This is a genomic window from Achromobacter sp. FW305-C-28, assembly GCF_058783235.1.
On record NZ_JBYSYL010000004.1, the window covers coordinates 84,786 to 110,042 of the forward strand.

Annotated in this window: 25 protein-coding genes and 1 pseudogene; 14 read left to right on the top strand and 12 right to left on the bottom strand. The window is 68.2% G+C overall.

Annotation, left to right across the window (positions count from 1 at the left end):
* The first annotated feature begins 12 nt into the window (after nt 1–12).
* Nucleotides 13–345 (top strand): FmdB family zinc ribbon protein, encoded by a 333-nt coding sequence (locus AC3WMR_RS12470; RefSeq protein WP_492265266.1) that lies wholly within the window; start codon nt 13–15, stop codon nt 343–345.
* Between the two features lie 29 nt (nt 346–374).
* Here the strand turns inward: AC3WMR_RS12470 and AC3WMR_RS12475 are convergent, their stop codons facing one another.
* Both AC3WMR_RS12475 and AC3WMR_RS12480 read right to left on the bottom strand, forming a co-directional pair.
* Complete coding sequence (locus tag AC3WMR_RS12475) at nt 375–1,118, bottom strand: ABC transporter substrate-binding protein (RefSeq protein WP_025135740.1); 744 nt, start codon at nt 1,116–1,118, stop codon at nt 375–377.
* Nucleotides 1,119–1,248: 130 nt separating this feature from the next.
* Entirely contained in the window at nt 1,249–1,674 is a 426-nt protein-coding gene (locus tag AC3WMR_RS12480; protein ID WP_029953490.1) for a copper resistance protein NlpE, read from the bottom strand.
* Nucleotides 1,675–1,967: 293 nt separating this feature from the next.
* Between AC3WMR_RS12480 and AC3WMR_RS12485 the strand changes: the two genes are divergently transcribed.
* The 7 genes and pseudogenes from AC3WMR_RS12485 to AC3WMR_RS12515 all read left to right on the top strand — a co-directional run bounded on the left by AC3WMR_RS12485 (nt 1,968) and on the right by AC3WMR_RS12515 (nt 5,701).
* Nucleotides 1,968–2,363, top strand: coding sequence for a GFA family protein (locus AC3WMR_RS12485; protein ID WP_492265267.1), 396 nt, complete (start codon nt 1,968–1,970; stop codon nt 2,361–2,363).
* Between the two features lie 121 nt (nt 2,364–2,484).
* Nucleotides 2,485–2,955 (top strand): OsmC family protein, encoded by a 471-nt coding sequence (locus tag AC3WMR_RS12490; protein ID WP_492265268.1) that lies wholly within the window; start codon nt 2,485–2,487, stop codon nt 2,953–2,955.
* Nucleotides 2,956–3,057: 102 nt separating this feature from the next.
* Nucleotides 3,058–3,705 carry a glutathione S-transferase family protein gene (locus tag AC3WMR_RS12495; protein WP_492265269.1) on the top strand — a complete coding sequence of 216 codons (648 nt, stop codon included), beginning with the start codon at nt 3,058–3,060 and terminating at the stop codon, nt 3,703–3,705.
* A 14-nt stretch (nt 3,706–3,719) separates the two neighbouring features.
* Entirely contained in the window at nt 3,720–4,295 is a 576-nt protein-coding gene (locus AC3WMR_RS12500) for a GNAT family N-acetyltransferase (RefSeq protein WP_492265270.1), read from the top strand.
* A gap of 31 nt (nt 4,296–4,326) precedes the next feature.
* Nucleotides 4,327–4,878 carry a cysteine hydrolase family protein gene (locus AC3WMR_RS12505; RefSeq protein WP_492265271.1) on the top strand — a complete coding sequence of 184 codons (552 nt, stop codon included), beginning with the start codon at nt 4,327–4,329 and terminating at the stop codon, nt 4,876–4,878.
* Nucleotides 4,879–4,884: 6 nt separating this feature from the next.
* Nucleotides 4,885–5,100: pseudogene (locus AC3WMR_RS12510) on the top strand (DUF3820 family protein); the annotation flags it as partial.
* A 268-nt stretch (nt 5,101–5,368) separates the two neighbouring features.
* Nucleotides 5,369–5,701: a hypothetical protein gene (locus AC3WMR_RS12515; RefSeq protein WP_492265272.1), complete on the top strand. Its 333-nt coding sequence runs from the start codon at nt 5,369–5,371 to the stop codon at nt 5,699–5,701.
* 138 nt (nt 5,702–5,839) lie between these two features.
* Here AC3WMR_RS12515 and AC3WMR_RS12520 read toward each other — a convergent pair whose 3' ends face one another.
* The gene (locus AC3WMR_RS12520) at nt 5,840–7,066 is read right to left on the bottom strand and encodes an MFS transporter (RefSeq protein WP_492265273.1); all 1,227 of its coding nucleotides are present in this window, start codon (nt 7,064–7,066) and stop codon (nt 5,840–5,842) included.
* A gap of 235 nt (nt 7,067–7,301) precedes the next feature.
* Between AC3WMR_RS12520 and AC3WMR_RS12525 the strand changes: the two genes are divergently transcribed.
* Nucleotides 7,302–8,270, top strand: a complete 969-nt coding sequence (locus AC3WMR_RS12525; RefSeq protein WP_492265274.1) for a GlxA family transcriptional regulator — start codon at nt 7,302–7,304, stop codon at nt 8,268–8,270.
* Between the two features lie 154 nt (nt 8,271–8,424).
* Nucleotides 8,425–9,678 carry an Hsp70 family protein gene (locus tag AC3WMR_RS12530; protein WP_492265275.1) on the top strand — a complete coding sequence of 418 codons (1,254 nt, stop codon included), beginning with the start codon at nt 8,425–8,427 and terminating at the stop codon, nt 9,676–9,678.
* Between the two features lie 7 nt (nt 9,679–9,685).
* Here AC3WMR_RS12530 and AC3WMR_RS12535 read toward each other — a convergent pair whose 3' ends face one another.
* Complete coding sequence (locus tag AC3WMR_RS12535; protein ID WP_492265276.1) at nt 9,686–10,606, bottom strand: LysR substrate-binding domain-containing protein; 921 nt, start codon at nt 10,604–10,606, stop codon at nt 9,686–9,688.
* A 137-nt stretch (nt 10,607–10,743) separates the two neighbouring features.
* On the opposite strand from AC3WMR_RS12535, the gene AC3WMR_RS12540 reads away from it, so the two are divergent.
* The 3 genes from AC3WMR_RS12540 (at nt 10,744) to AC3WMR_RS12550 (ending at nt 12,857) form a co-directional block, all read left to right on the top strand.
* Nucleotides 10,744–11,763, top strand: a complete 1,020-nt coding sequence (locus tag AC3WMR_RS12540; protein ID WP_492265277.1) for a zinc-dependent alcohol dehydrogenase family protein — start codon at nt 10,744–10,746, stop codon at nt 11,761–11,763.
* 135 nt (nt 11,764–11,898) lie between these two features.
* The gene (locus AC3WMR_RS12545; RefSeq protein WP_492265374.1) at nt 11,899–12,486 is read left to right on the top strand and encodes an NUDIX domain-containing protein; all 588 of its coding nucleotides are present in this window, start codon (nt 11,899–11,901) and stop codon (nt 12,484–12,486) included.
* Between the two features lie 35 nt (nt 12,487–12,521).
* Nucleotides 12,522–12,857, top strand: a complete 336-nt coding sequence (locus AC3WMR_RS12550; protein WP_492265278.1) for a 2Fe-2S iron-sulfur cluster-binding protein — start codon at nt 12,522–12,524, stop codon at nt 12,855–12,857.
* Here the strand turns inward: AC3WMR_RS12550 and AC3WMR_RS12555 are convergent.
* The 8 genes from AC3WMR_RS12555 to AC3WMR_RS12590 form a co-directional block, all read right to left on the bottom strand.
* The gene (locus AC3WMR_RS12555) at nt 12,854–14,089 is read right to left on the bottom strand and encodes a PepSY-associated TM helix domain-containing protein (RefSeq protein WP_492265279.1); all 1,236 of its coding nucleotides are present in this window, start codon (nt 14,087–14,089) and stop codon (nt 12,854–12,856) included. The genes AC3WMR_RS12550 and AC3WMR_RS12555 overlap by 4 nt on opposite strands.
* Nucleotides 14,090–14,095: 6 nt before the next feature.
* Nucleotides 14,096–16,609, bottom strand: coding sequence for a TonB-dependent siderophore receptor (locus tag AC3WMR_RS12560; RefSeq protein WP_492265280.1), 2,514 nt, complete (start codon nt 16,607–16,609; stop codon nt 14,096–14,098).
* A gap of 151 nt (nt 16,610–16,760) precedes the next feature.
* Nucleotides 16,761–17,759 (bottom strand): FecR domain-containing protein, encoded by a 999-nt coding sequence (locus tag AC3WMR_RS12565; protein ID WP_492265281.1) that lies wholly within the window; start codon nt 17,757–17,759, stop codon nt 16,761–16,763.
* Nucleotides 17,756–18,286 (bottom strand): sigma-70 family RNA polymerase sigma factor, encoded by a 531-nt coding sequence (locus AC3WMR_RS12570; protein ID WP_492265282.1) that lies wholly within the window; start codon nt 18,284–18,286, stop codon nt 17,756–17,758. The genes AC3WMR_RS12565 and AC3WMR_RS12570 overlap by 4 nt, the downstream gene beginning before the upstream one ends.
* A gap of 187 nt (nt 18,287–18,473) precedes the next feature.
* Nucleotides 18,474–19,775, bottom strand: a complete 1,302-nt coding sequence (locus AC3WMR_RS12575; protein WP_492265283.1) for an MFS transporter — start codon at nt 19,773–19,775, stop codon at nt 18,474–18,476.
* Nucleotides 19,776–19,936: 161 nt separating this feature from the next.
* Nucleotides 19,937–21,127: a hypothetical protein gene (locus AC3WMR_RS12580; RefSeq protein ID WP_492265284.1), complete on the bottom strand. Its 1,191-nt coding sequence runs from the start codon at nt 21,125–21,127 to the stop codon at nt 19,937–19,939.
* Between the two features lie 17 nt (nt 21,128–21,144).
* Nucleotides 21,145–21,873 carry a helix-turn-helix domain-containing protein gene (locus tag AC3WMR_RS12585; protein WP_025135762.1) on the bottom strand — a complete coding sequence of 243 codons (729 nt, stop codon included), beginning with the start codon at nt 21,871–21,873 and terminating at the stop codon, nt 21,145–21,147.
* Nucleotides 21,874–22,038: 165 nt separating this feature from the next.
* A complete protein-coding gene (locus AC3WMR_RS12590) occupies nt 22,039–22,473 on the bottom strand; it encodes a gamma-glutamylcyclotransferase family protein (RefSeq protein ID WP_492265285.1) in 435 nt (144 codons plus the stop codon).
* A 140-nt stretch (nt 22,474–22,613) separates the two neighbouring features.
* On the opposite strand from AC3WMR_RS12590, the gene clpB reads away from it, so the two are divergent.
* A complete protein-coding gene (gene clpB / locus AC3WMR_RS12595; protein ID WP_492265286.1) occupies nt 22,614–25,220 on the top strand; it encodes an ATP-dependent chaperone ClpB in 2,607 nt (868 codons plus the stop codon).
* Nucleotides 25,221–25,257 lie beyond the last annotated feature (37 nt).

The window sequence follows — 25,257 nt, forward strand, 5'->3', positions numbered from 1 at the left end:
AAGGAGCCTGCCATGCCCATGTATGACTATTCCTGCGCGGATTGCGGCGACTTCGCGGCGCTGCGGCCGTTGGCGCAATGGCGCGATCCCGCCGCGTGTCCGGATTGCGGTGCACTGTCTGGCCGCATTGTCGGCGGGGCGCCGGCGATCTCGGCGTTGTCGTCCGCGGTGAACCGCGCCCATGCCGCCAACGAGCGCAGCGCCAACGAGCCGCGCAGTACGCGCTCAGGCCACGGCATGAACTGCGGTTGTTGCTCGGGTGGGCGCAACCGCGGCAAGACGCGCACCACGGCCGACGGGGCGAAATCCTTTGCCGGCTCGCGGCCCTGGATGATCAGCCACTGACCCCCGGGAAGGCCGCGCCCGCCGGAGGGCTACCCCTGGTTTTCCAGCGGCGCCACCGCCGCGCCCTGGATGTTGTGACGCGCCAGGGCGTCGGCGACGAAGCCCGTTTTCTTCATGGCTTCGACAAACGCCGACAGGTAGGCGCTGGCCTTGGCGCCACGGCTCTTGGGCACGCCCATGGCCTGGCGGATCAGCATGAAATGACCGTCCAGAAGGCGCAGGCCGCCCAGGCGCTTGGCGTCGGCTTCCAGCTGCTGCTTCACGCCGGCCGCGACTTCCAGGTTTTCCTGGATGAAGGTGTCGACCACGGCAGGCGAGGTGGGCGCGCGGAAGATCTCGGCGTGCTTGAGTTCGCGGGTCAGGTACAGGTCGTAGGCGCTGCCTTTGCCGACGACGACGCGCTGGCCGGTGCAGTCCACTTCTTCCTGGCGGGTGATGGATGAATCCTGGCGCACCAGATAGGCGCCTTCGATGACCACGTAGGGGGCGGTGAAGGCGATCTGTTCGCCGCGAAGCGGGTCGATCGCGAAAAAGCCCACGTCGGCTTGTTCGGCGGCCACCGCGTTGACCGATTCGCCGGCCGACTTGAACACCACCAGCTCAAGTTTCACGTCCAGCCGGCGCGCCAGTTCCGTGGCCAGGTCCACCGACACGCCGCCCGGGGCGCCGGTGCCCGGATGCGTGTTGGCCAGGATGGGGTTGCCCAGGTTGATGGAGGCGCGCAGCGTCCCCGTCGGGGCGAAGGCGTCGAGCAATTCGTGATCGGTTTTCATGGCGTTCCTTCCTTGGGTGCGCACCGTTCGGTGCGCGCCGCCCGGCACGGGCCGGGCGGCGGGGCATGTTCAGCCTGGAAGAATAGCCGGAAGACGGCGGCTTGCGCGACGCCGCCAGCGATGCCGTGGACTACTGGGCGCGCCGCAGCACGTAATGCGGCGCCAGCGGACCGGTGGGGCGGGTGCCGTCGCGATACAGCAGGGTCACCTGGTTTTCGGCGACGAAATAACGCTGGCTGTCGCCGGAGGCGTCCAGCCGGATGGTGCTGCCGTCGGACTCCCAACTGAAGGTGCCGGCGACCGCTTCGGGCTGCGGCTGGCGGTCCAGGTACTGGGTGGTGCGCTCGTAGCGGCCGTCTTTCATCAGCGTCAGGCGGGTCTGGATGCCGGGGCAATCGGCGCAGGGCAAGGTGCCTTCGTAGCTGCCGGGCCAGTCCAGCGCGTTGCGGGCCGTATGGTTGTCCACGGGCACGGAACGGGCGGTGATGGGTTTTGAAGGGGCGCAGCCGGCAAGCAGGGCGACTGTCAGGGTGCAGGTCAGGGTGGTTTTCATCATGGCGAGCTCCTGTGTAGCAGAGCGTCCACGATACGGACGCAAGCTTGTCCTTGCTGAAACGGGTTGTAAAGGTCATGCGGATGCTGTCCCGCTATGCGGGAAGGTGTTGCGAACTGCGGAATCGACGACTGCGCGGCTGCGCGCCGAACGGGACGATGGCGGCAAGCGAGCGCGCCGGATCTTGGCCGTGGTTGCCCCTCAGCAGGGCCGTATCGGCGCGCTGCACGCGGTTCGACCAGGCTACGCTGGTATCTTGAGCCGGCCGCCTGCCGCGGCCAACAAGGAGACTCGTCATGAAGGGAAGCTGCCTGTGCGGCGCCGTGGCCTACGAAGCAGAGCGCCTGTCGGGGCCGATCTTCCATTGCCATTGCGCCACGTGCCGAAAATCGCACGGGGCCGCGTTCGCGTCGACCGCGCGCGTGGCGCGCGAAGACTTTCGCTGGACGCGGGGCCAGGCCACGCTGGGGGCGTATGAGTCGTCGCCCGGCAAGATCCGCCATTTCTGCACGGCGTGTGGTGCACATCTGATGGCGCACTGGGTTGACCGGCCGCAGGTCATCTTGCGGGTGGCCACGCTGGACGACGATCCGGGCGCGCGGCCGGCCGCGCATATCCATGTGTCGCACGATGTGCCGTGGCTGGTCGATGGGCCCGACGTGGCGGCATACCCGGATGCGCCGCCTGCATGATGCATGCACGTGGGTCCGAAATGTGCGCCCCATTTGTCCCACATTGACCTTCACTGGCGTCGCGTGCTTGGGCTACGCTATCCGTCTTCGTACCCGCACCGCACCCTCAGGAATTCCTGCCATGAAAGGCGAACACCGCTACGACATCAATGTGACCTGGACCGGCAACACCGGCAAGGGCACCGCCAGTTATACGGCCTATTCCCGCGACCATGTCATCCAGGCGCCCGGCAAGGCCGACATCGCCGGCTCGGCGGATCCCGCGTTTCGCGGCGACGCGGCGCGCTGGAATCCCGAAGACCTGCTGGTGGCGTCGCTGTCGGCCTGCCACAAGCTCTGGTATCTGCATCTGTGCGCGGTCGAGGGCATCGTGGTCACCGCCTATCGCGACGATGCGCAGGGCGTGATGCGTGAAGATCCCGACCACGGCGGCGCGTTCGCATCGGTGACGCTGCGGCCCGAGGTCACCATCCAGGCAGGCGGCGATGCCGGCCTGGCCGAAGCCCTGCACGCCCGCGCGCACCACTTCTGCTACATCGCGAACTCCGTGAAATTCCCGGTGCACTGCGAGCCGCGCATCGTCGTGGCCTGAAGCCGACCCGCGTGTCGTGGCTTGAGCCCGGTCCGTGCATGGCGACCCGAACCGGACACGCATTGCTCACCCGCATTTTCCATCCATTTCAAGGACGCCAACATGCTGACCATCTGGGGCCGGCGCAGTTCATTCAATGTGCAGAAAGTGCTCTGGCTGGCGGGTGAACTGGGCCTGTCCTACGAACACGTGCCGGCCGGCGGGCAATTCGGCCTGCTGGATACGCCGCAGTTCCGCAGCCTGAACCCGCACGGCAAGGTGCCGCTGCTGCGCGACGGCGACACGGTGGTGTGGGAATCCCATGCCATCCTGCGCTATCTGGCCGCGCGCCATGGCGCCGCCGCGTTCTGGCCGTCGGACCCGGCGCGGCGCGTTCGGGCCGACGGCTGGATGGATTGGGCGCAGACGGCGTTGCAGCCGGCGTTCCTGTCGGGCGTGTTCTGGGGCTATTACCGCACCCCCGAAGCCGCGCGCGACACGGCGGCCATCGCGCGCAGCGTGGCGGCCACCCATGTCTGCCTGGGCCAGCTGGACGCGGTGCTGGCCACGCAGCCCTATCTGGATGGCGACGCGCTGACGCTGGCCGACATCCCGGCAGCCACGTCCCTGTACCGTTACTACGAACTGGACATCGACCACGCGCCGCTTCCCAATGTGCGCGCCTGGTACGAGCGCCTGCAGGCGCGCCCGGCCTATCGCGAACATGTCATGGTGCCGTTTGGTGAATTGAAGGGGCGGCTGGATTTTTGATTTAAGCTGCTCGCATGTCTTTCCCCATTACCGACTGGCCGCACCATGCCCCTGACCTGGGCATCGCCGGCCTGCGCCTGCGTCCGCTGCATGACGCGGACGCCGCCGATTGGTACGCTTACCTGAATGACGATGCCGTCACGCGCCACACCAGTTGGCAGCTCGACGGCCCGGAAACATTGGTCCGCCTGATCCGCGGCTATGCCGACCCGGCCGCCACGCACAGCGTGCGCCTGGCCATTGCCGGGGCCGACGACCGGCTGATCGGCACCATCGGCTTGAACGAGATCGCGTTGGCGGCCCGCCGCGCCGAAATCGCCTACGATCTGGCGCCGACGCATTGGCGCCAGGGCATTGCCACGCAGGCCTGCACGGTTGTCACCGACTGGGCCTTGCAGACGCTGGGCCTGGCCCGGGTGCAGGCCACGGTGCTGGATACCAACACGGCCTCGGCCGGCGTGCTGGAGCGCTGCCGCTTTCAGCGCGAAGGGCTGTTGCACCACTATCGCGTGGTGCGCGGCGAATCGCGCCATTTCTGGATCTACGCCCGCATCTGGCCGCCCCCCATCGTGGGCGCGGAATGCGGCTAGGAAATTTCAATACGGACCCTACGAGGAAAGCATGACGTCCGCCCTGATCGTGATCGATGTGCAACGCGCCCTGTTCGAGACCACGCCCGCCCCCGCGGACGCCGACGCCGTCCTGGCGCGCATCAATACGCTGACCGATCGTGCCCGCGCTTGCGGCGTGCCGGTCATCTACGTGCAGCATGAGGCCCCCGGCAGCCCGATGGATTACGGCCTGCCGGCCTGGCAGCTGGATGCGCGGCTGCAACCGGCCGTGGGTGACATCCGGGTGCGCAAGACCACGCCCGATTCCTTCCTGCGCACCGATCTGGCCGACGTGTTGGCAGAAGCCGGCGTCACGCGGTTGGTGGTGTGCGGCTATGCCAGCGAATTCTGCGTCGATACCACCGTGCGCCGCGCCGCGGCGCTGGGCTTTCCGGTGACGCTGGCGGCCGATGCCCACACCACGCAAGACAAGCCGCATGCGCCTGGCGCCCAGATCCGGGCGCACCACAACGCCACGCTGTCGTCCATTGCCAGTTTTGGCGTCAAGATCGCGGCCATCCCCGCCGCCGACATCGTCTTTGGCGGCACGGCCGCGGCTTGATATCCCATGGATCCTGAACTGTTGTCGTTGCTGGTGACACGCACCATGCCGTTTGGCAAATACCAGGGGCACCTGATCGCCGACCTGCCGGGGCCCTACCTGGCGTGGTTTGCGCGCAAGGGCTTTCCGAAAGGCGAGCTTGGCCGCTTGCTGGCGCTGATGCTTGAACTGGACCATAACGGCCTGTCTTCCTTACTGGATCCTTTACGGACCGCGCCGCGCGCCTGGCCGGGCCAGCCGCCCGGGGATTTGCCGGCCAAGCCCTCCGCCGCCAGCGCGTCGGGTGCGGCGGCGCCCCTCAAGCGGGCGGCCAAGCCCTGATCCGGGCGTAGTGGCCGCTGCCGGGAAACCGCAAGAAACAAATCCCGCGTCGGGCGTAGCGTCTTGGCACGCTCACGTGGCGCGCCCGGGGCTACCATAGACCGGCGCGTCACCGGACGGGGCAGTTGATCCTGGTCGGCTGGCGCACATTCTTTGAAGAGAGGTCGCCATGAAAAAAAATCCACTGTCCGCCGTCTTGCTGGCTTTGGCCTGCGTGGCAGGCGCGGCCCACGCGCAGAGCGCGGCGCCGGTCACCCAGGAATACCAATATCCCAGCCAGCGCTCCAAGGATGGCAGCCTGTCGCCGCCGTCCACCTTGCGCATGACCGTCACGCCCGACCCGAATTCGGCCCCTGTCGTGATTCGCGATTCTGCCGAAAGCCAGGCGGAATACGTGCGCTGCCGCGAGGTCTCGGACCGCGCCGCCGTGTCCAATGCGCAGATGCAGGCCGGCGTGGCGCAATGCCTGCAACAGCTGGAGCAGCGGCGTCAGCCGCAATAGCGGCAATAGCGGCAATAGCGGCAATTGCGGCAATCGCGACCATGGCGGCAACGGCGGAAAGCCTCAGCCCCAAGCCGTGTAGGAACGCACAGGCGGCCACCCTGATTCGGCTGCCTGTGCTTGACCGACGATCGCCGCCTACGTCTGGCCGGCCATCGCGGCCTGGCGCGCTACGCCGCGCGCCCAGTACCAGGTCATCAGGCCCGCGGCCAGCACCACCGGCAGCATGGCGGCATTCAGCGCCTCCCACCCGAAGGTGTCCAGCGCCGGTCCGGCGGCCAGGGTCGCCAGGGCGGTGGCCGCATAACGCGCCATCTCGGCGGCGCCCTGGGCGCGGGCACGTTCGGCCGGCCGGTATGACTGCGCCAGCAGCGTGGTGCCGCCCACGAACATGAAATTCCAACCCACGCCCAGGCAGAACAGGGCCGCGTAGAACGCCGGCAATGACGGCGATCCCATCGCAATCAACGCGCTGGCCACATTGAGCAGCATGCCCGCCCACAGGATGCGGGCCAGGCCGAAGCGCTGGATCAGCGCACCGGCGAACAAGGCGGGCGCGTACATGCCCACCAGGTGCCATTGCATGATGCCCGCGCCATCGCTGATGGTGTGGCTGCAGGCCACGGCGGCCAGCGGCGCGGCCGTCATGATGAACATCATCGACACGGACCCCACCACATTGTTCGCCAGCGCCGCCACGAATATCGGCTGGCGTGCGACCTCGCGCAGCGGCCGTGCCGGCAGGCCGGCCTGGGTGTCGCCCGGGTGGACCGGCGCGTCGATGTCGCGGTAGAACACCCACAGCAGCGCGGCGGACAGCAGCGCCAGCAGCGCCACCATCAGGTAGGCCCCGGCAAAGGTGACAGGGGCGAACAGGTCGCGGCTTGCGTTGGCCAGCGCGGGGCCGGCAATGGCGGCGATGACGCCGCCGGCCATCACCACCGAGATCGCGCGGGTCTTGGCGGCCGGTTCGACCGCGTCGGCGGCGGCCAGCCGGTAGTACTGGGCAAACGCCTGGAACACGCCGACCAGCGCGGTGCCGGCGCAGAAGGCCCAGAAGTCCGAATGAAACACCGCCCAGACCGAGATGCCGCCGCCCGCCGCCCCGGCCAGGGCACCTAGCGTGAAGCCGTTGCGGCGGCCGATGCGCTGCATCAGCAGCGAGGCAAACCAGGTGACGACGGCGCCCGCCACGGTGATCAACGCGAAGGGCAGGGTGGACAGCGCCTTGTTGGGCGCCAGCATGTGGCCGGTCAGGGCCGTCAGGGTCAGATCGATGGAAATGGCGGCAATGAACAGGCCCTGGCAGACGGCCAGCAGGCGGGCGTTGCGTTGGCCGGGGGTAGAGCGGGGTGACGGGCGCATAGGGGCGGCGGGCAGGAAAGAGGCGGACCCCGGCCAGGGGCGGCGCGGGGGATCGGGGCACGAAGTACGAGGCTCGGGTTTGACAGCGCCTACTGTAATGACGCAGACTTTGGCGTAAATGACATAATTCCCACAAAAAACGCCATCGTGTTCGCCAGGCCTGAATGACACGCCTTGCAGACCGATGCGCGCCGGAATCCCTGCCAGGTCATTTCAATTGCTACAGGCGCTTGCCATGCCCCATGTCGTCGCTTTCCTGCTCGTGCCCGACTTCCAGCTGCTGGACATGTCCGGCCCTGCCACCGTGTTCCAGACCGCGGGCGCCTTGGCACGCAATGCGGGCGGGCCGGCCTATACGGTGCTGACGGTATCGGAACAAGGTGGCCTGGTGCGCAGCACCAGCGGCATCGAGATCCAGACCCGCCCCCGGCGCGGCTTGCGGGCCGACACGCTGATCGTGGCGGGCGGCGAGGGCGCGCGCGAATTCGCGGTCACGCCGGGCATGCGGCGCACGCTGCACGCCCAGCGGCAGGCGGGCCGGCGCCTGGCCAGCGTCTGCACCGGCGCCTTCGTGCTGGCGGGTGCCGGCTTGCTGGACGGCCTGCGCGCCACCACCCACTGGCGCCGCGCGGCCGCGCTGGCGCGCAACCATCCGGGCATCCGGGTCGACGCCGACAAGATCCACGTGCGCGATGGCGATACCTGGACGTCGGCCGGCATCACCGCCGGCATCGACCTGGCGCTGGCAATGGTCGAGGCCGACCTGGGGGCCGAGGTGGCCGCGGCCACGGCGCGCGAGATGGTGGTGTACCACCGGCGTTCGGGCGGCCAATCGCAGTTCTCGGCGTTGCAGGACCTGGCGCCCGAGAGCGATCGCATGCGTGCGGTGCTGGAACATATTCGCGGTCATCTGGGCACGGCGCTGTCGGTGGATCAACTGGCCGAAGTGGCCTGCGTCAGCCCGCGGCAGTTCCTGCGCAGCTTCAAGGCCGAAACAGGCGAAACGCCGGCCAAGGCGGTCGAACGCATTCGGGCCGAAGCCGCGCGCGGCCTGATCGCGGCGGGTGATAGCAGCATCGAGAGCATCGCGCGGCGGGTCGGCTTCACCGACACCGAGCGCATGCGGCGGGCATTCCTGCGGGTCTACGGTCAACCGCCGCAGGCGCTGCGGCGGGCGGCCAGAAGCCAGGCGGTTGCCGCCTGAGTATCACCTGTGAAGTCCGCCGGCGGCGGCTTGCTGGGGGCGGCCGTGACCCTGGTTTTCGTGGCGACGGCGCTGCGCCGCCCGGGGTGAAATGGCGTTTCGGGCGGTTGCGGCTACACTTGTCCGCCGTTTTGCTTTCAGCCCCCGAATTTCCATGATTTCCACCGCATGCGGCGTCGACTTCGGCACCTCGAACTCCACCGTCGGCTGGAGCCGCCCCGACCAGCGCGCGCTTCTCGCCCTTGAAGACGGCAAGACCACCTTGCCCTCGGCCATTTTCTTCCACGACGAAGATGCCGAGGTCAGCTACGGCCGCGCCGCCATCTCCGACTACCTGGCGGGCTACGACGGGCGCTTGATGCGCTCGATGAAAAGCCTGCTGGGCAGCTCGCTCATCGATGGCTCGACCGAAGTGCAGGGCCGTTCGATTCCATTCCGCGTGCTGCTCACCCGATTCATCGCCGAACTCAAGCATCGGGCCGAAACCGCTGCCGGGCGCGAATTCACGCGCGCCGTGCTGGGCCGGCCGGTGTTCTTCGTGGACGACAACACGGCCGCCGACCAGACCGCGCAGGACACGCTGGGTGAAATCGCGCGCAGCGTCGGCTTTACCGACATCGAATTCCAGTTCGAACCGCTGGCCGCCGCATTCGACTACGAATCGCAGATCGACCGCGAAGAACTGGTGCTGGTCATCGACATCGGCGGCGGTACCTCGGACTTTTCACTGATCCGCCTGGGGCCCGACCGCGCCGGCAAGGCCGACCGCCGCGAAGACATCCTGGCGTACGGCGGCGTGCACATCGGCGGGGTCGACTTCGACAAGCAGCTGAGCCTGGCGCACGTCATGCCGCTGTTGGGCCTGGGCAGCCAGCTGCGCAGCGGCAAGGACGTGCCGTCCACGCAGTACGGCAACCTGGCCTGCTGGCACACCATCAACCAGGCCTACACGCGCAAGGCGGCCGAGCATTTCGCCTACATCCGCGCTGAAGCCGGCGACCGCGAAAAGATCGACCTGCTGCTGAACCTGATCAAGCAGCGCGCCGGCCACTGGGTGGCGGTGCAAGTGGAAGAGGCCAAGATCGCGCTGTCGGAAACGCCGGCCGCGCGCATCGACCTGTCGCGCATCGCTCCCGACCTGGGGGTGGACGTCACGCGTCCGTCGTTCGATGTCAGCGTGGCACGCCTGATCGAAAAGGTCGAGCAGACCGTGGGTGTGTTGTTGCGCGATGCGGGCGTGGCCACGACGGAAGTGGATACGGTGTTCTTCACCGGCGGCTCCAGCCGCGTGCCGCGCCTGCGCGAAAGCGTGTCGGCCCTGGTGCCGGGCGCGCGCAGCGTCGAAGGCGACCTGTTCGGCAGCATCGGTGCCGGCCTGGCGCTGGACGCTCGCCGCAAGTTCGACTGACCGCCGCTTACTTCGCCAGCATCGCCGGCACGCGCTCGGCCAGCGCGTCGATCGCGACGCGTGTGCGCGACGGCAGGTAGCGCGCCTGTGGCCAGACGGCGTGCACATCGTGCGCGGCCATCTTGTCGCCGTGCATCAGCACTTCCAGCTCGCCTGAACGCACATAGTGCGTCAGCATCCAGCACGGCAGCCACGCCAGCCCCGCCCCCGCGATGGCGGCGTCGGCGATGGCCTGCAGGTCGTCCAGCCGCAGCCGCGGCGGCACATGCAGCTGGCTCACCTGGCCGTCCGGCCCCATGACCGACCAGCCTTTCTCGACGCCGCCGTGGGCATAGACCACGCCCACGTGCTGGCGCATCTCGTCCAGCGTGACGGGGCGACCGTGCGCGGCGATGTAGGCGGGCGATGCGCCGATGCCCATGGTCTGCAAGCCCAGGCGGCGCGCGGCCAGGCTGGAACTGTCGGGCAGGGGGCCGATGCGGATGCCCAGGTCGTAGCCTTCCTCGATCAGGTCCACCACGCGGTCGTTGAAGGAAATGTCGATCTGCAATTGCGGATACTGCAAGGCTAGTTCGCGCAGCACCGGCGCCACGCAATGGCGGCCGAACACCAGCGGCGCGCTCACCCGCAGGCGCCCTTGCGGTGAACGCCGGCCGCTGTCCAGCTCGGCCTCGGCGTCATGCAGCTCGGCCAGCGCGCGCACGCAGCGGTCGTAGTAGGCCTGGCCGGCGTCGGTCAGGCTTTGCTGGCGGGTGGTGCGGTGAAACAGCCGCGCGCCCAGCCGGGCTTCCAGCCGGGCAATGGATTTGCCCACCGCCGAGCGGGTCAGGTTCAGGCGGTCGGCGGCCAGGGCGAAACTGCCGGCTTCGGCCGCCTGCACGAAAACCTCGATGCCGCCCAGCCGGTCGTGGGTTGCGGGTGTGGCCATCTTGAATTGGTTCCTTGGTGGAATCAGTCAGTGGAATAAATGCCGCCACTGGATAGTTTGGTTCCCGGATATCGTAACCCTACCGCGCCGCGCCGTCATGGCCGGCATCCAGAACCCGATTCATCAAGGACATCATCATGCAGGCATACCAGGTATCCGGCGGGCAGGGCATCGGCTCGCTCAAGCGCGTGGCGCTGACCCCGCGCGAACCCGGCCCGTTCGACGTGCGCGTGCGCATCAAGGCCGTTTCCCTGAACTTTCGCGACCTGATGGTCGCGCGCGGCGACTACCTGAAGACGTCGGGCGCCCCCGTGATTCCCGCATCCGACGCGGCCGGCGAAGTCGTGGCCGTGGGCGCGGGTGTCACGCGCTTCAAGGCGGGCGACCGGGTGATGGGCGCCTTCATGCCCAATTGGATCGACGGCGACCCCACGCCCGCCAACACCGCGCTGGCGCCGGGCGCCGCCACCGACGGCGTGCTGGCCACGGAAGCGATCTATGCCGAGCACGGCCTGGTGGCGATTCCGGATTCGCTGTCCGACGAGCAGGCCGCCACGCTGCCGTGCGCCGCCGTCACGGCCTGGAACACCCTGTTCGTGGCCGGCCAGGCCCGCGCCGGCCAGACCGCCTTGCTGCTGGGTACCGGCGGCGTCTCGATCTGGGGGTTGCAACTGGCCAAGGCCGCGGGCCTGCGCGCCATCATTACGTCGTCCAGCGCCGACAAGCTGGCGCGTGCCCGCGAACTGGGCGCCGACGGCCTGATCAACTATCGCGATACCCCGGAATGGCAGGACGAAGTGCTGCGCCTGACGCACGGCGAAGGCGCGCACGTGGTGCTGGAAGTAGGCGGTGAAGGCACATTGGTGCGTTCGGTGGCGGCGGCGCGCATGGGCGGCACCATCGGCATCATCGGCGGGGTCAGCGGCTTTGCGGCCACGCCGGTGTCGCCGCTGGCGCTGATCGCCGGCAGCAAGCGCCTGCAAGGCATATTCGTGGGCAGCCGCAAGATGCTCGAAGATGTGACGCGCCTGGTGCACACGGCACGCATCGCGCCGGTGATCGACCGCGTCTACGGCTTCGATGAAGCGCCCGCCGCGTTCGAGCACCTGGCCTCGGGCCGCCACTTCGGCAAGATCGTGATCCGCGTCGACGCCTGACCGGTGAGCAGGGGCGGCGCCGTTGACGCGCAGGCTGCGCCGCCGCGTCGGGGGCCGCCAGCGCGATGGTAAGCTGCAAGCTTGCCCGCCGGGCCGCCTGTTGCGCCCGGCGCTCGTTTGCCGACCCGTCCCGCCATGATCCACAAGCCCGATTCGCACCTGTTCGAAGAACGCGTTGCCAGCGAAGCGCCCTACGAGGGCCGCTTCCTCAAGATCCGCAACGACACCGTCCGCCTGCCCAACGGCCATACGTCCACGCGTGAATACGTGGTGCATCCCGGCGCGGTGGTGGTGATTCCGCTGCTGGACGACGGCCGCGTGCTGCTCGAGCGCCAGTTCCGCTACCCGGTCGGCCAGGTCATGACGGAATTTCCCGCCGGCAAGCTGGACCCGGGCGAAGACCCGCTGGTCTGCGGCAAGCGTGAACTGCTCGAGGAAACCGGCTACACCGCCACGCAATGGGCCCGGGCCGGCGCCTTGCACCTGGCCATCGCCTATTCCACCGAGATCATCCACATCTACTTCGCGCGCGGCTTGCGCGCCGGCCCGCAGCAGCTGGACCCGGACGAATTCCTGGACGTCTTCAGCGCCCAGCCGGCCGACCTGATCGCCGCCTGCGCCCAGGGCCAGGTCACCGACGCCAAGACCCTGACCTGCGTGCTGTGGCTGCAGAACGTGCTGTCCGGCGCCTGGCAGCTGGACTGGCAGGACCACCCGGCCTGACGCGGCTCGGCTGTTGCCCGGCCCCGGTGCTTCCCATGCCCGCCTTTCCCGTGCTGCTGCAACCGTCCGGCCTGCGTTTCGAGGCCGACGCCGACACGCCCGTGCTGGCCGCCGCGCAGGCCGCCGGCATCAAGCTGCCCAGCTCGTGCCGCAACGGCACCTGCCGCGCCTGCATGTGCCTGCTGCTGGAAGGCGACATCGCCTACCGCATCGAATGGCCCGGCCTGTCGCGCGATGAAAAGGAAGAAGGCTGGATCCTGCCCTGCGTGGCCCACGCCTGCTCGCCGCTCGAGATCCAGTCCTTGCAGGCTGAACGCATCGAAGCCGCTACGCCTGCGCCGCCGCGGCCCCTGACCGGGGCGCGGCGCTAGGGCAAGACGCCTGATCGCGTGATGCGGGCCTGGGGGCTTGGGTGCAAGCGCTCGCGCCCTTGCCGCCGGGCGCGCCGCTTGCGGGCCCAGAGCAGCACGCCGGTCACGCTCAGCATCGCCACCACCAGTCCCAGCGCCGACATCAGCACGCGGCCCGGCAGGCCGATGATGCGGCCGGTATGCAGGGGCAGTTGCGCCTGCAGGAAGACGTCGCCCGCGCTGCCGCGGCCCGGAATGCGGTCGCCGATCACCTCGCCCGACTGACTGTCCAGGTAGATCCACGGGCGCCCCAGGCCCGATGGCGTGTCGTCGCCGGGCTCGAAGAAATGGACGCCGTACAGGCGGTAGGGGGCGCTGTAGAACAACGCGCCCGCCGGCAATGTCCAGCCGCGCTCGCGGGCCTCGGCCTGGCCGAGCTGCAAGGCGCGGGCGCGGGTGATGCCCGGTTCGACGAATTGCGCAAGCGCCGCCGGCCGCCGCAGCGCGAAGATGTCGGGCGTGAGCGGCGACAGGAACGCCACCAGCGGCCGCACCACTTCGCGCCCCAGGTTCATCGACACCGAGGTCACCGCCACCATCAGCAACAGGCCCCACACCCACACCCCGCCCGCGCGGTGCAGGTCGAAGACCAGCTTGGGCCGGCCCTGGCGCAGCCGGAATGACAGCGACTTGCGCCAGGCCTTGCGGCTGGGAAACGAAATGGCCAGCGCGATCAGACAGTCCAGCGCCCAGACGATCGCGACGATGCCCATGAACCAGGTGCCCAGTTCAAAACCGCCCACGTCCGGCAGATGCAGGGTGTAGTGCAGCTTGTACAGGAACGGCATCAGGTTTTCGCGCGCCAGCGACACCTCGCCCCAGTAGCGCGTACCCCGCACCGCGCCGGTGGCGGGGTCGAGCGTGATCTGGTTGAACGCCAGCGGGTAGGGCCGACCGGTGGCCGGGTCGATGCGCGGCACCACCGACATGCCCAGCGCATGGCCGGGTTCGATGGTCAGCGGCAGATAGGCCACGCGCAGGCGCGGATCGGCCGCCTCCAGGCCGGCCGCCAGGTCCAGCGCCGGACGCAGCGTGGCGCCCGCGGGCGCGGGGGCATCGAACAGTTGCGGGTTCAGCCATTCGTCCAGCTCGTGGTCCCACGAGATGATGGCGCCGGTCAGGCCGGACACGAACAGGAACAGTGCCAGGAACAGGCCTGCCCAGCGATGCAGCAGGCGCAGCAACGAGGCCATCGCCGTCTACCAGCGGTACGTGGTGCTGAGCAGCAGCGTGCGGCGCGGGCCGTAGTAGCACGCGTTCAGGGGCGAGCCGCCGCACGGGTTGGCCACGTAGAGCTTGTCGAACAGGTTGGCGACCTTGAACTGCATGCGCCAGTGCGCGTTGGGCTCATAGCCCAGCACCATGTCGTAGACCGTGTAGGCGGGCGTCTTGACCGAGGTGGCGTAGGCGTTGTCGGGGTCCGCGGCGGTGGGGCCGTAGTCAAGCGTGCTGCCCAGGTAGCGCACGCCGCCGCCGACGGACACGCCGCGCAGCGCGGTCGAGGCCAGGCGGTAGTTCACCCACAGCGAGGCCATGTGGCGCGGCGAGGTCGTGCCCCAGGAATCCTGCGGCCGCGTGCCTTCCTGGCCCGGCGTGTTGCTGCGCGTGACCTTGGCATCCAGGAAGGTGTAGCTGGCCAGCACCGACCACTGCGGCGTGGGTTCCCAAGTGCCCTCCAGTTCCACCCCGCGCGAACGCACCTGTCCGGCCTGGATCGAATTGGCCGGGTCGTTCGGGTCTTGCGTCAGCACGTTGTTCTGGCGGATGTCGTAGACCGAGGCCGTCAGCATCAGGTGGCGTCCGGCGGGCTCGTAGCGCAGGCCGGCTTCCATGCTGCGCCCGCGCGTGGGCTGGTAGGGCGAGCCGTCCTTGCTGGCCTGGGCCGTGGGCTGGAACGATTCGGCGTAGTTCACGAACGGCGACAGGCCATTGTCGGCGCGGTAGAGCGCGCCGGCCTGGTACGTGGTCGCGTTGTCCCGCTGGTTCAGGTCCAGCGTCCCCAGCGGATCGCGGGTCTCGGTGCGCGCACGGTCGTGGCGCACGCCGCCGCGCACGATCCAGTGCTCGCCCAGCGACAGGCGGTCCTGGAAATACACGCCGGTCTGGCGCGCGGTGACGTCGCGCGCCCAGGGCGTGGTCGGGTCGGGGATGGCCTGGCCGTATTGCGGGTCCAGGATGTCCAGCACCGGCGCCTTGCCCGACCATTGGCGGTCGTTGTAGCGGGTCAGGCTGGCGTCCAGCCCCACCAGCAGGCGGTGCGTCACCGGGCCGGTGCGGGCGGTCCAGGCCAGCTGGTTGTCCATGGTGTAGACCTTGGAACGCAGCTGGTTGCGGTTGGCGTCGCGATACAACAGGTGGCCGGTTTCATCCAGGTCGTAGTCGTCGTTCAAGAGCGCGCGGCCGCGCACGTACTTGGCGTCGTAGTCCATCGATTCGACCCGCAGCCCCTGGCGGAACACGGCGTCGCCGCCGAGCTTGTATTCCAGCAGCGTACCCATCGACTTCTGGGTCCGGTCGAAACGGTTGAAATCCGGCTCGCCCGGATAGAAGCTGGAACTGATCGGGCCCCACGGGCTTGAGAACAGCGTGCCCGTGCGCGGGTACCACAGGCCCCACGCCGCGCGGTCTTTCTGGTAGTTGGCCAGCACCGTCAGCGTGGTGTCGGCGTTGGGTTTCCAGGTCAGCGCGGGTGCGATGTAGCGGTGGTCATCGGGCGCATAGCGCATCTGCGTGTCGCTGTCGCGCACGTTGCCGGTCAGCCGGTAAAGCACCGTGCCGTCGCTTGCGACCGGGCCGCCCAGATCGAATTGCGCCTGTTTGCGGTCGTGGCTGCCCACGCCCAGGGTCACCTCGTGCAGCGGGTCGTCGGTGGGCCGCTTGGTCACGGCGTTGATCAGGCCGCCCGGCGAATTCTGGCCATACAGCACCGAGCTGGGCCCCTTGAGCACTTCCAGCCGCTCCAGGCCGTACGAATCGATGCGCATGCCGATCTTGCTGCCCGAGGCGCGCAAGCCGTCGCGGTACATGCCGAACACCGATTGGTTGAAGCCGCGCACCGTGATCCAGTCGTAGCGCGGGTCTTCGCCATAGGCCGACGTGTTCACGCCCGCCACGTAGTGCAGCGCGTCGGTGATCGTCTGCGCGCCCTGGTCGTTCATCTGGTCGCGCGTGACCACCGTGACGGACTGCGGCGTTTCCGACAGCGCGGTGTCGTCCTTGCCGGCCGTCATGGTGCGGGTGGCGATATAGCCAGCGACCGGGCCGACCGGCGATTCGCCGTTGCCGGTCACCGTGATCGACGGCAAGGTCGACACCCCGCCGGCCGCCGCTTGCGGCGCGCGTTCCAGGGTGTAGCCGCCGCCCGCGTCCGGGCGCGCCTGCAGGCCGGTGCCCGACAGCAGCGCGCGCAACGCGCCGGCCGCCGTGTAGTCGCCTCGTACGCCGGGGCTGGTCTTGCCCTGCGCCAGTTCCGTCGGGCCGGCCAGCAGCAGACCCGATTCCCCCAAAAAGCGCGTCAGCGTGGCGCTGAGCGGGCCGGCGGGAATGTCGTAGCGCCGCAGCGCGTCGGCGGCGGTCTGGGCGGCGGGCGCGGCGTCTTGCGCCTGCGCGCCGGGCGTCCCGGCAACGGCCAGCAGCGCGCCGGCGGCCAGGCCCTGCAACAGCGATAGCGGACGGCGGCCGCGGGCGGGGCGAGGAGGGGACTTGCGGGACATGGAATCTTTCTCTCGAACAGGTGGCAGGCAGGGCGAGCCGCGGCAGGGCCACGGATCGCTTACTCCTGCTTGATCGAACGAGAGGGCAAAAGTCGGAACCTTTTTTTGAAAAAAGAGGAAATGGGCCGATGGGGCGGGGGCGGTGCGGGCGCTAGCGTGGCTTCGCCCGCACCGTCGTCCACCACGGCAGGCTGCGCTGCACCCGGATCGGCAGCGCCGCTTCCAGCATCGCCAGCGCGCGCTCCGGCTCGGCCAAGGGGTAGCTGCCGAGCACGCGGATGTCGGCCACCTCGGCGCTCGCGCCCAGATGACCGGTCTGGTAGCGGGCCAGTTCCCGCAGCACGTCGGATAGCGGAATGTCCTGCGCGATCAGGATGCCGCGCGACCACGCTTCGCGGGCGGGGTCGGCCGGCGCTGCGCCATCGATCGTCGTGGCGGAATAACGCGCCTGTTGACCCGCCGGGATCACGCGGGTCTGGCCGTTGCGCGCCGTGCGGATTTCCACCGCGCCTTCATAGACGGCCACCAGCGCATCGCCGTCGCCGCTGCGAACGGTGAAGCGCGTGCCCAGCGCCCGCAGTTCGCCCTGCGGCGTGGTCACCAGGAAGGGGCGGGCGGGATCGGGCGCGGTCTGGATCAGTATTTCACCCGACCGCAGCACCAGGCGCCGCACCTGGTTGTCATAGTCGTCGTCGAAGGCGCTGGCGGTATTGAGCCAGACGCGGGTGCCGTCGGCCAGGGCCAGCTCGCGGATTTCGCCGGTGCGGGTGCGGTGGTCGGCCATCCAGGCCAGCGCCAGCGTCGACGTCGAGCCATAGCGCAGCGAGCCCCAGGCCAGCACGCCCGCGCCCGCCAGCCCCAGCAGGGCGCGGCGGCGGGTCAGGCGGCTGCGGGCCAGGCGGTAGGCGTCCGTGGCGGGACGCCTGGCGGGGCTGCGCTGGATCGGGTCAAAGCGCTGGCTGATGCGTTCCACATAGGACCAGGCCTCGCGATGGCGCGCATCCGCCGCCAGCCAGGCCTGCCAGCGGCCGTGGTCTTCCTGGCCCGCCTGCCCGGATCGCAGCAGTGCATACCACTCTGCGGCCTGCTCCAGGGATTCGTCGGTGACGGCATACAGCCCCGGCGCGGCGGCCTGCGGCTGGGGATTCATGCCTCGCTCGCGGCCAGACGCGCTTCCAGCCGCAGGCAATGCAGCATGGCCTGCGCCACGTACTTGCGGATCATGCGGCTGGACACCTGCAGTTCGTCCGCCACTTCCTGGTCCGTCATCTCGCAGGCCACGGCCAGCACGAACGCCGTGGCCGCCTTGGGCGGCAGGCTGCGCAGCATGGCGTCGACCTCGTGCAGCGCCTGCATCACCATGGCCTGGTGTTCGGCCGACGGCGCCACGGCTTCAGGCTGTGCGGCCAGCGTGTCCAGCCAGGCCTGCTCGATTTCCCGGCGGCGCCACAGGTCCACGCACAGGCCGTTGGCCATGGTGCGCAGGTACACCCGGGCCTGGGGCGCGGTGTCGAAGCGGCGTGGCCTGGTGAGCAGGCGCACGAAGGCGTCATGCGCCAGGTCGGCGGCGTCGCAGGCATTGCCCAACCGGCGGCGCAGCCATCCCTGCAGCCAGGCATGGTGGCTGGTGTACAGGGTTTCGACGGTGGGATTGGAGGCGGACTCCGGAGGGCTCACGATGGGCGGCACAGCGGCCGAGGGGTCGGCCAGGCAAGGATATTTTGAAAACGAGAATTGTAATTATTTTTACTGAGAGATCAATCGCGCCGTGGCGCCTGTTGTGTCTTTGCACGCCCGCCGCCCCTTGGCTGACGTAAAAAGAGCGTCGACGTGTCGGCGCTCTTTTGGGGGACGCAGCATCGCCTCAATCGTGCTTGTGCATGGCCGACTGGTGCTTGGTGTCGCGCATGGTCGCATACACCAGCAGCGAGATGAAGATCACGCCCGCCAGGTAGTAATAGAACCATTGTTCATGGCCCTGCTGCTTGAACCACAGCGCGATGGCCGGCGCCGTGCCGCCGAAGATGGACACGGTGATCGCGTAGGGCACCGCCACGCCGGTGGCGCGGATGTTGGTCGGGAACAGCTCGGCCTTCACCACGGCGTTGATCGAGGTATAGCCGGCCGTGAACACCCAGGCTGCGCAGATCAGCAGGAAGGCGATGAACGGCGAAGTCGTGTGCGACAGCGTCATCAGGATAGGTACCGTCAGCGCCGCCCCCGCGATGCCGAAGAACACCAGCAGCGGCTTGCGGCCGATCTTGTCCGACAGCGCGCCATACAGTGGCTGCAGGATCAGCGCGAAGATCAGCGAGGCCGCGATGACGTAGGTGGTGACGATGTCCGAGAACCCGGAGGTCTGCCGCACGAAAGTCTGCATGTACGTGGTGAAGGTATAGAACGCCGCCGTGCCGCCGGCCGTCAGGCCCACCACGATGGCGACTTCGCGCGGATAACGCAGCAGGCCGCGCAGCGAACTGGTCTGCGGCTTGCGCTTGCTGGCTTCCTTGTACGAATCGGTTTCCGGCATGTCGCGCCGCATCAGCGCAGTGATGACGGCCAGCATCGCGCCGATCACGAACGGAATGCGCCAGCCCCATTGCACCAGTTGCTCATGCGTCAGGAACACGTTCTGCAATAGCAGCAGGACCAGGATGGCGCACAACTGCCCGCCGATCAGCGTGACGTACTGGAAGCTGGAATAGAAGCCGCGGTGGTCGGGGTCGGCGATCTCGGTCAGGTAGGTGGCGCTGGCGCCGTATTCGCCGCCCAGGCTCAAGCCTTCGATCACCCGCGCCAGGGCCAGCAGCGCCGGCGCGGCCAGGCCGATGGACGCATAGGTGGGCGTCACCGCGATGATGAGCGAACCCACGCACATCATGCCCACGGATACCATCAGCGACAGCCTGCGCCCGTGCCGGTCGGCCAGGTGGCCGAACAGCCAGCCGCCCAGCGGCCGCACGATGAAGCCGGCCGCGAACAGCGTGGCCGCATTCAGTTGCTGGACGACGGGATCGTGCGAGGGGAAAAAGGCGGGGGCGAAGTACAGGGCGAAGGCGGTATAGGCGTAGAAGTCATACCACTCCACCAGGTTGCCCATGGAGCCGACGAAGATGGCCTTGATACGGCGTTTGGCGTCGGGCATGTCCAGATACGATTGGGTCATCGCTGTCTTCCAGGGAAGTCCGTACCCCCTTATCTTGCGCCAGCGGGCGCAAAAATGCACCCCGTATCTCATTGAATTTGTTCAGGTTTTTGTCAGAATTTGGGCGCGGGAAGGTGAGTTCCGCCCGGCGCCCCAGGGGGGCGAAAGCAGACGCCGGAGCATCACTTGCCCGGCGGCGCAATCACCGAGCAGGCCGCCGCGCCGGGCGGCGCGATGGCGTTTTCGCCCAGCAGCGCGCGCACGCCGCAGACCGAGCTGAACATGCCCCTGTTCTCGTGCCCCACGCCGGCCACTTCGAAACCGGCGCGATGCAGCGTCACGGGCTTGGCGCCGCGGTTGGCCACGATGCGCTCGTATTGCAGATAGGCCGTGCCGCGCGCCAGCCGGGTGGCGCCCTGGGCCTCGGCGCCGCAGGTCTTGTCCAGCAGTCGGTGTTCAGGGTTGTTGTCGGCGCCGCCCAGCAGATAGGTCACGTCGCGCGAGGCATAGCGCACGAACAGCTTGTCGTCGGCGGCATCGTGGGCGTAAGCGGGCAGCTTGTCCGTGCCGTACTTGTATTGGTTGTAGGTCGGGCAGATGCCGCGTTCGTAGGGCGCGTAGCCCTTGCCGTCCGGGCGCGGGCGCTCGTTGGTCAGGTACAGGTAGGACGACGGGTTGGCCACCACGTAGCGCAGCGCCACGCCGTCCCGGCGCAGCGGGCCGTCGATCTGGTTCAGCACGGCGTAGCGCTGCACCAGCTGGGCGCCGCCGGAATGCCCGGCCAGCACGATGCCGGCCAGCGTGGGCAGGCGCTTGCGATCGTCCAGGCTGCGCAGCAGGTCGTCAATCACCTGGAACGAACTGACGGGCGCCGGCCGGCCCGCGGCCTGCACGCTGTCGTCGCCGTCTTCCCAGCCGGACTTGCGCCAGGCCGCCATGCCGGCAAAGCCCGAATCGATCACGCCGACAAAGCGCGGCGCCAGGATCAGGGTGTCGTTGGCGCGGGCCGGGTTGGCGGTCAGCAGCGTGGCGGCGGTTTCGTAATAGCGGTCGGCGTCGCGCTTGATGTCATGGAAGACGATGACGATTTGCTTGATATCGCGCAGGTCGTCGCGCGCCAGGTTGCGGTTAGCATAAACCGGTATCTTGTAGCGGCGCCCGGGCTTGCCCAGCTCAAGCGTCTGCCAGCGCGGCACCACCACCCGCTTGGGCGCGGGCGTGGGTTCGTCGTAATCGTAGGGGTCGGGCAGCGGCGTCTGGGCGCGTATGGCCGCAGGCGCCAGCAGCGCCAGGGCCAGCGCCGCCACGGCCCAGGCGCCAGACGCGCGCCGTGCATACGGCGGCGAGGGCAGGGCGGCAGGCGCGCGGCGCATGGCGCGGGCAGGCAGGGTCAGCAGCCTTCGTGACCCAGCAGCTGCTTGAGCGCGGGCAGGTCCAGGATGCGGACTTCGCGCTGGTTGATGCGGATCAGGCCGTCGCGGGCAAAGCGCGAGAACAGCCGGCTGACGGTTTCCAGCGTCAGGCCCAGGAAATTGCCGATTTCCTCGCGACTCATGCGCAGCACGAACTCGGTGGACGAATAGCCCAGCGAGGCGTAGCGCTGCGACAGGTTCAGCAGGAAGGCGGCCAGGCGCTGTTCCGAACGCATCGAGCCCAGCGAGGCCAGCATCTGGTGCGAACGGGTGATCTCGCGGCTCATGAGGCGGCGGAACTGCTGCTGCAGCGACGGGAGGTGCGTGGCCACGCGGTCGACTTCGTTCAGGCGGATCACGCAGACTTCGGAGTCTTCCAGCGCGACGGCGGCCGACACGTGCTTGCCTTCCAGCATTCCGTCCATGCCGACGATTTCGCCCGGCAGGTGGAAACCGGTGATCTGGATCTGGCCGGTGGCGTCTTCAAGCTGCGTTTTCAGGCTGCCAAAGCGTACGCCGTAGACGGCGTCAAGAGGATTGTCCAGCGAATACAGCGTCTTGCCCTTTTCAAGGCGCACGCGCTCTTTCACCAGTTCGTCCAGCTTTTCTACTTCGGCGGCGGCCATGCCGACCGGGACACACACGTGGCCCAGCATACACGTGGAACAGTGGGCGGCATCAGGGGCAACGGGAACCCGTTTTTGCATACGATGACCTCTATAGTGCCCGGGCCTGGCGGGTAGCCGGGGCGGGCGTAAAGCGTGAGACAGGTATCTATTGTAGTCCGTTGTTACTACGGGTGTCTTACGGGATGGACGAAAGCCGTCCGCGTGCCGTTTTTTTGGCGCCGTTTGTGCTGTTTGTGCCGTGTCCTACGTCGCCGAGCCACGACGCCGGGCAAGCCGGTAGGCCACCCAGTCGTCGCCCGCCACGTCCGTTGCCGCGCCGCGCAGCGCCGGGTCGATGGGGTAGTACTCGCAGGCCACGGGGGCGGCCCCGGCCGGGGCCAGGGGCTGGGCCAGCACCGTGCGGCGCACGAAGCAGCAGGGCTGGCCGGGCACGTATTCCTCGATCTCGTCCATCAGGGCGACGAGCGCGGGCGTGACCTCGTAGATGTCGCCCAGCACCCGGCGCCCGTCGGCCACGGGGACCAGCCCGGGCCAGTCGCCGAAGTCCACCAGCGCGCCCGGCACGGTGGCCGCGCCCACGTGCCGGGCGGGCGCCAGGCCGCGCGTGGCGGCCGCTTGCGCCAGATCATTGATTTCGCCCGCGCGTAGCGTGCCGTAGACAAAAACGTATATGCTCATAGTTCAGATTGTTGCTGTACGCGGATACCGTCCACGAGGCCCGGCCAGGTGTTGAAATTTTCGCATCCGGCCGCATATTCAGGTCATCGAGCCCGCCGGCATGTATCGGTCAGGCTCCTCAACAAGCCACTACGACCATTATGCGATTCGACAAACTGACTACCAAGTTTCAGCAAGCCTTGGCCGACGCCCAGAGTCTGGCCGCCCGCAACGACCACCCCTATATCGAGCCCGTCCACGTGCTGTCGGCGCTGCTGTCCGACCCCGACAGCGGCGCGGGCAGCCTGCTGGCGCGCGCCGGCGTGGCCGTCAACCGCCTGCAACCGGCGCTGGACAGCGCGTTCAAGTCGCTGCCGCAAGTGCAGGGCGAAGACAACGTCCAGGTGGGCCGCGACCTGCAAGGCGTGCTGACCCGCACCGACAAGGAAGCCGCGCGCCGCGGCGACACCTACATCGCCAGCGAACTGTTCCTGCTGGCACTGGCCGACGACAAGGGCGAAGCGGGCCGCATCCTGCGTGAAGCCGGCCTGCAGAAAAAGGCCCTGGAAGCCGCCATCGACGCCGTGCGCGGCGGCGAGAACGTGTCCGGCGCCGAAGGCGAATCCAATCGCGAGGCCCTGTCCAAGTACACGATGGACCTGACCGAGCGCGCCCGCCAGGGCAAGCTCGACCCGGTCATCGGCCGCGACGATGAAATCCGCCGCACCATCCAGATCCTGCAACGCCGCACCAAGAACAACCCGGTCCTGATCGGCGAACCTGGCGTAGGCAAGACCGCCATCGTCGAAGGCCTGGCGCAGCGCATCGTCAACGACGAAGTGCCCGAGACCCTGCGCGGCAAGCGCGTGCTGTCGCTCGACCTGGCCGCGCTGCTGGCCGGCGCCAAGTTCCGCGGCGAATTCGAAGAACGCCTGAAGGCCGTGCTCAAAGAGCTGTCGCTGGACGACGGCAGCAACATCGTCTTCATCGACGAACTGCACACCATGGTCGGCGCCGGCAAGGCCGAAGGCGCGATGGACGCGGGCAACATGCTCAAGCCGGCGCTGGCGCGCGGCGAACTGCACTGCATCGGCGCCACCACGCTGGACGAATACCGCAAGTACATCGAAAAGGATGCCGCGCTGGAACGCCGCTTCCAGAAGGTGCTGGTCGACGAGCCCGATGTCGAGTCCACCATCGCCATCCTGCGCGGCCTGCAAGAGCGCTACGAGATCCACCACGGCGTCGAGATCACCGACCCGGCCATCGTGGCCGCGGCCGAACTCTCGCACCGCTACATCACCGACCGCTTCCTGCCCGACAAGGCCATCGACCTGATCGATGAAGCCGGCGCGCGCATCCGCATGGAAATCGATTCCAAGCCGGAAGTGATGGACAAGCTCGATCGCCGCATCATCCAGCTCAAGATCGAGCGCGAAGCCGTCAAGAAGGAAACCGACGACGCGTCCAAGCGCCGCCTGGGCGTCATCGAAGAAGAACTGGAAAAGCTGCAACGCGAATACAACGACTTCGAGGAAATCTGGAAGGCCGAAAAGGCCGCCGTGCAAGGCACCCAGGCCATCAAGGAAGAAATCGACAGCGTGCGCGCCGAAATGGCCGAACTGCAGCGCAAGGGCCAGTTCGACAAGCTGGCCGAACTGCAATACGGCAAGCTGCCCGACCTGGAAGCGCGCCTGAAGGCCGCTGAAGTGGGCGCGGCCCAGGCCGCCGAAGAAGCCGAAGGCGGCGAAGGCCGGCCGCGGCTCTTGCGCACCCGTGTCGGGGCCGAGGAAATCGCCGAGGTCGTGTCACGCGCCACCGGCATCCCGGTGTCCAAGATGATGCAGGGCGAACGCGAAAAGCTGCTGCACATGGAAGACTACCTGCACAAGCGCGTGGTCGGCCAGGACGAGGCCGTGCGCCTGGTGTCCGACGCCATCCGGCGTTCGCGCGCCGGCCTGGCGGACCCGTCGCGGCCTTATGGTTCGTTCCTGTTCCTGGGCCCCACCGGCGTGGGCAAGACCGAACTGACGCGGGCGCTGGCCGAGTTCCTGTTCGATTCCGAAGAGCACATGATCCGCATCGACATGAGCGAATTCATGGAAAAGCACTCGGTGGCGCGGCTGATCGGCGCGCCGCCCGGATACGTGGGCTACGAAGAAGGCGGCTACCTGACCGAAGCCGTGCGTCGCAAGCCGTACAGCGTGGTGCTGCTCGATGAAGTCGAAAAGGCCCACCCGGACGTCTTCAACGTGCTCTTGCAAGTGCTGGATGACGGTCGCCTGACCGACGGCCAGGGCCGCACGGTGGACTTCCGCAACACGGTCATCGTGATGACGTCCAATTTGGGCTCGCATCACATCCAGAGCCTGGCCGGCAAGCCGTACGACGTGGTCAAGGAAGTGGTCTGGGACGAGCTCAAGCAGACGCTGCGGCCCGAGTTCCTGAACCGCATCGACGAAGTCGTGGTGTTCCACGGCCTGGAAGCGCAGCACATCGAGTCCATCGCCCGCATCCAGCTGCGCCGCCTGGCCGAGCGCCTGGAAAAGCAGGAGATGCGCCTGGAAGTGACCGAACCGGCGCTGGCGGAACTGGCGCGCGGCGGGTTCGACCCGGTGTTCGGGGCGCGGCCGCTCAAGCGCGCCATCCAGCAGCAGATCGAGAACCCGGTCGCCCGGCTGATCCTGGAAGGCAAGTTCGGCCCGCGCGATGTGGTGCCGGTGGATTGGGCCGACGGCAAGTTCGTGTTCACCCGCACGTTGCAGTAAGCGGGTTCCCCAAGCAGCAAGCAAAAGGCCCGGCGCA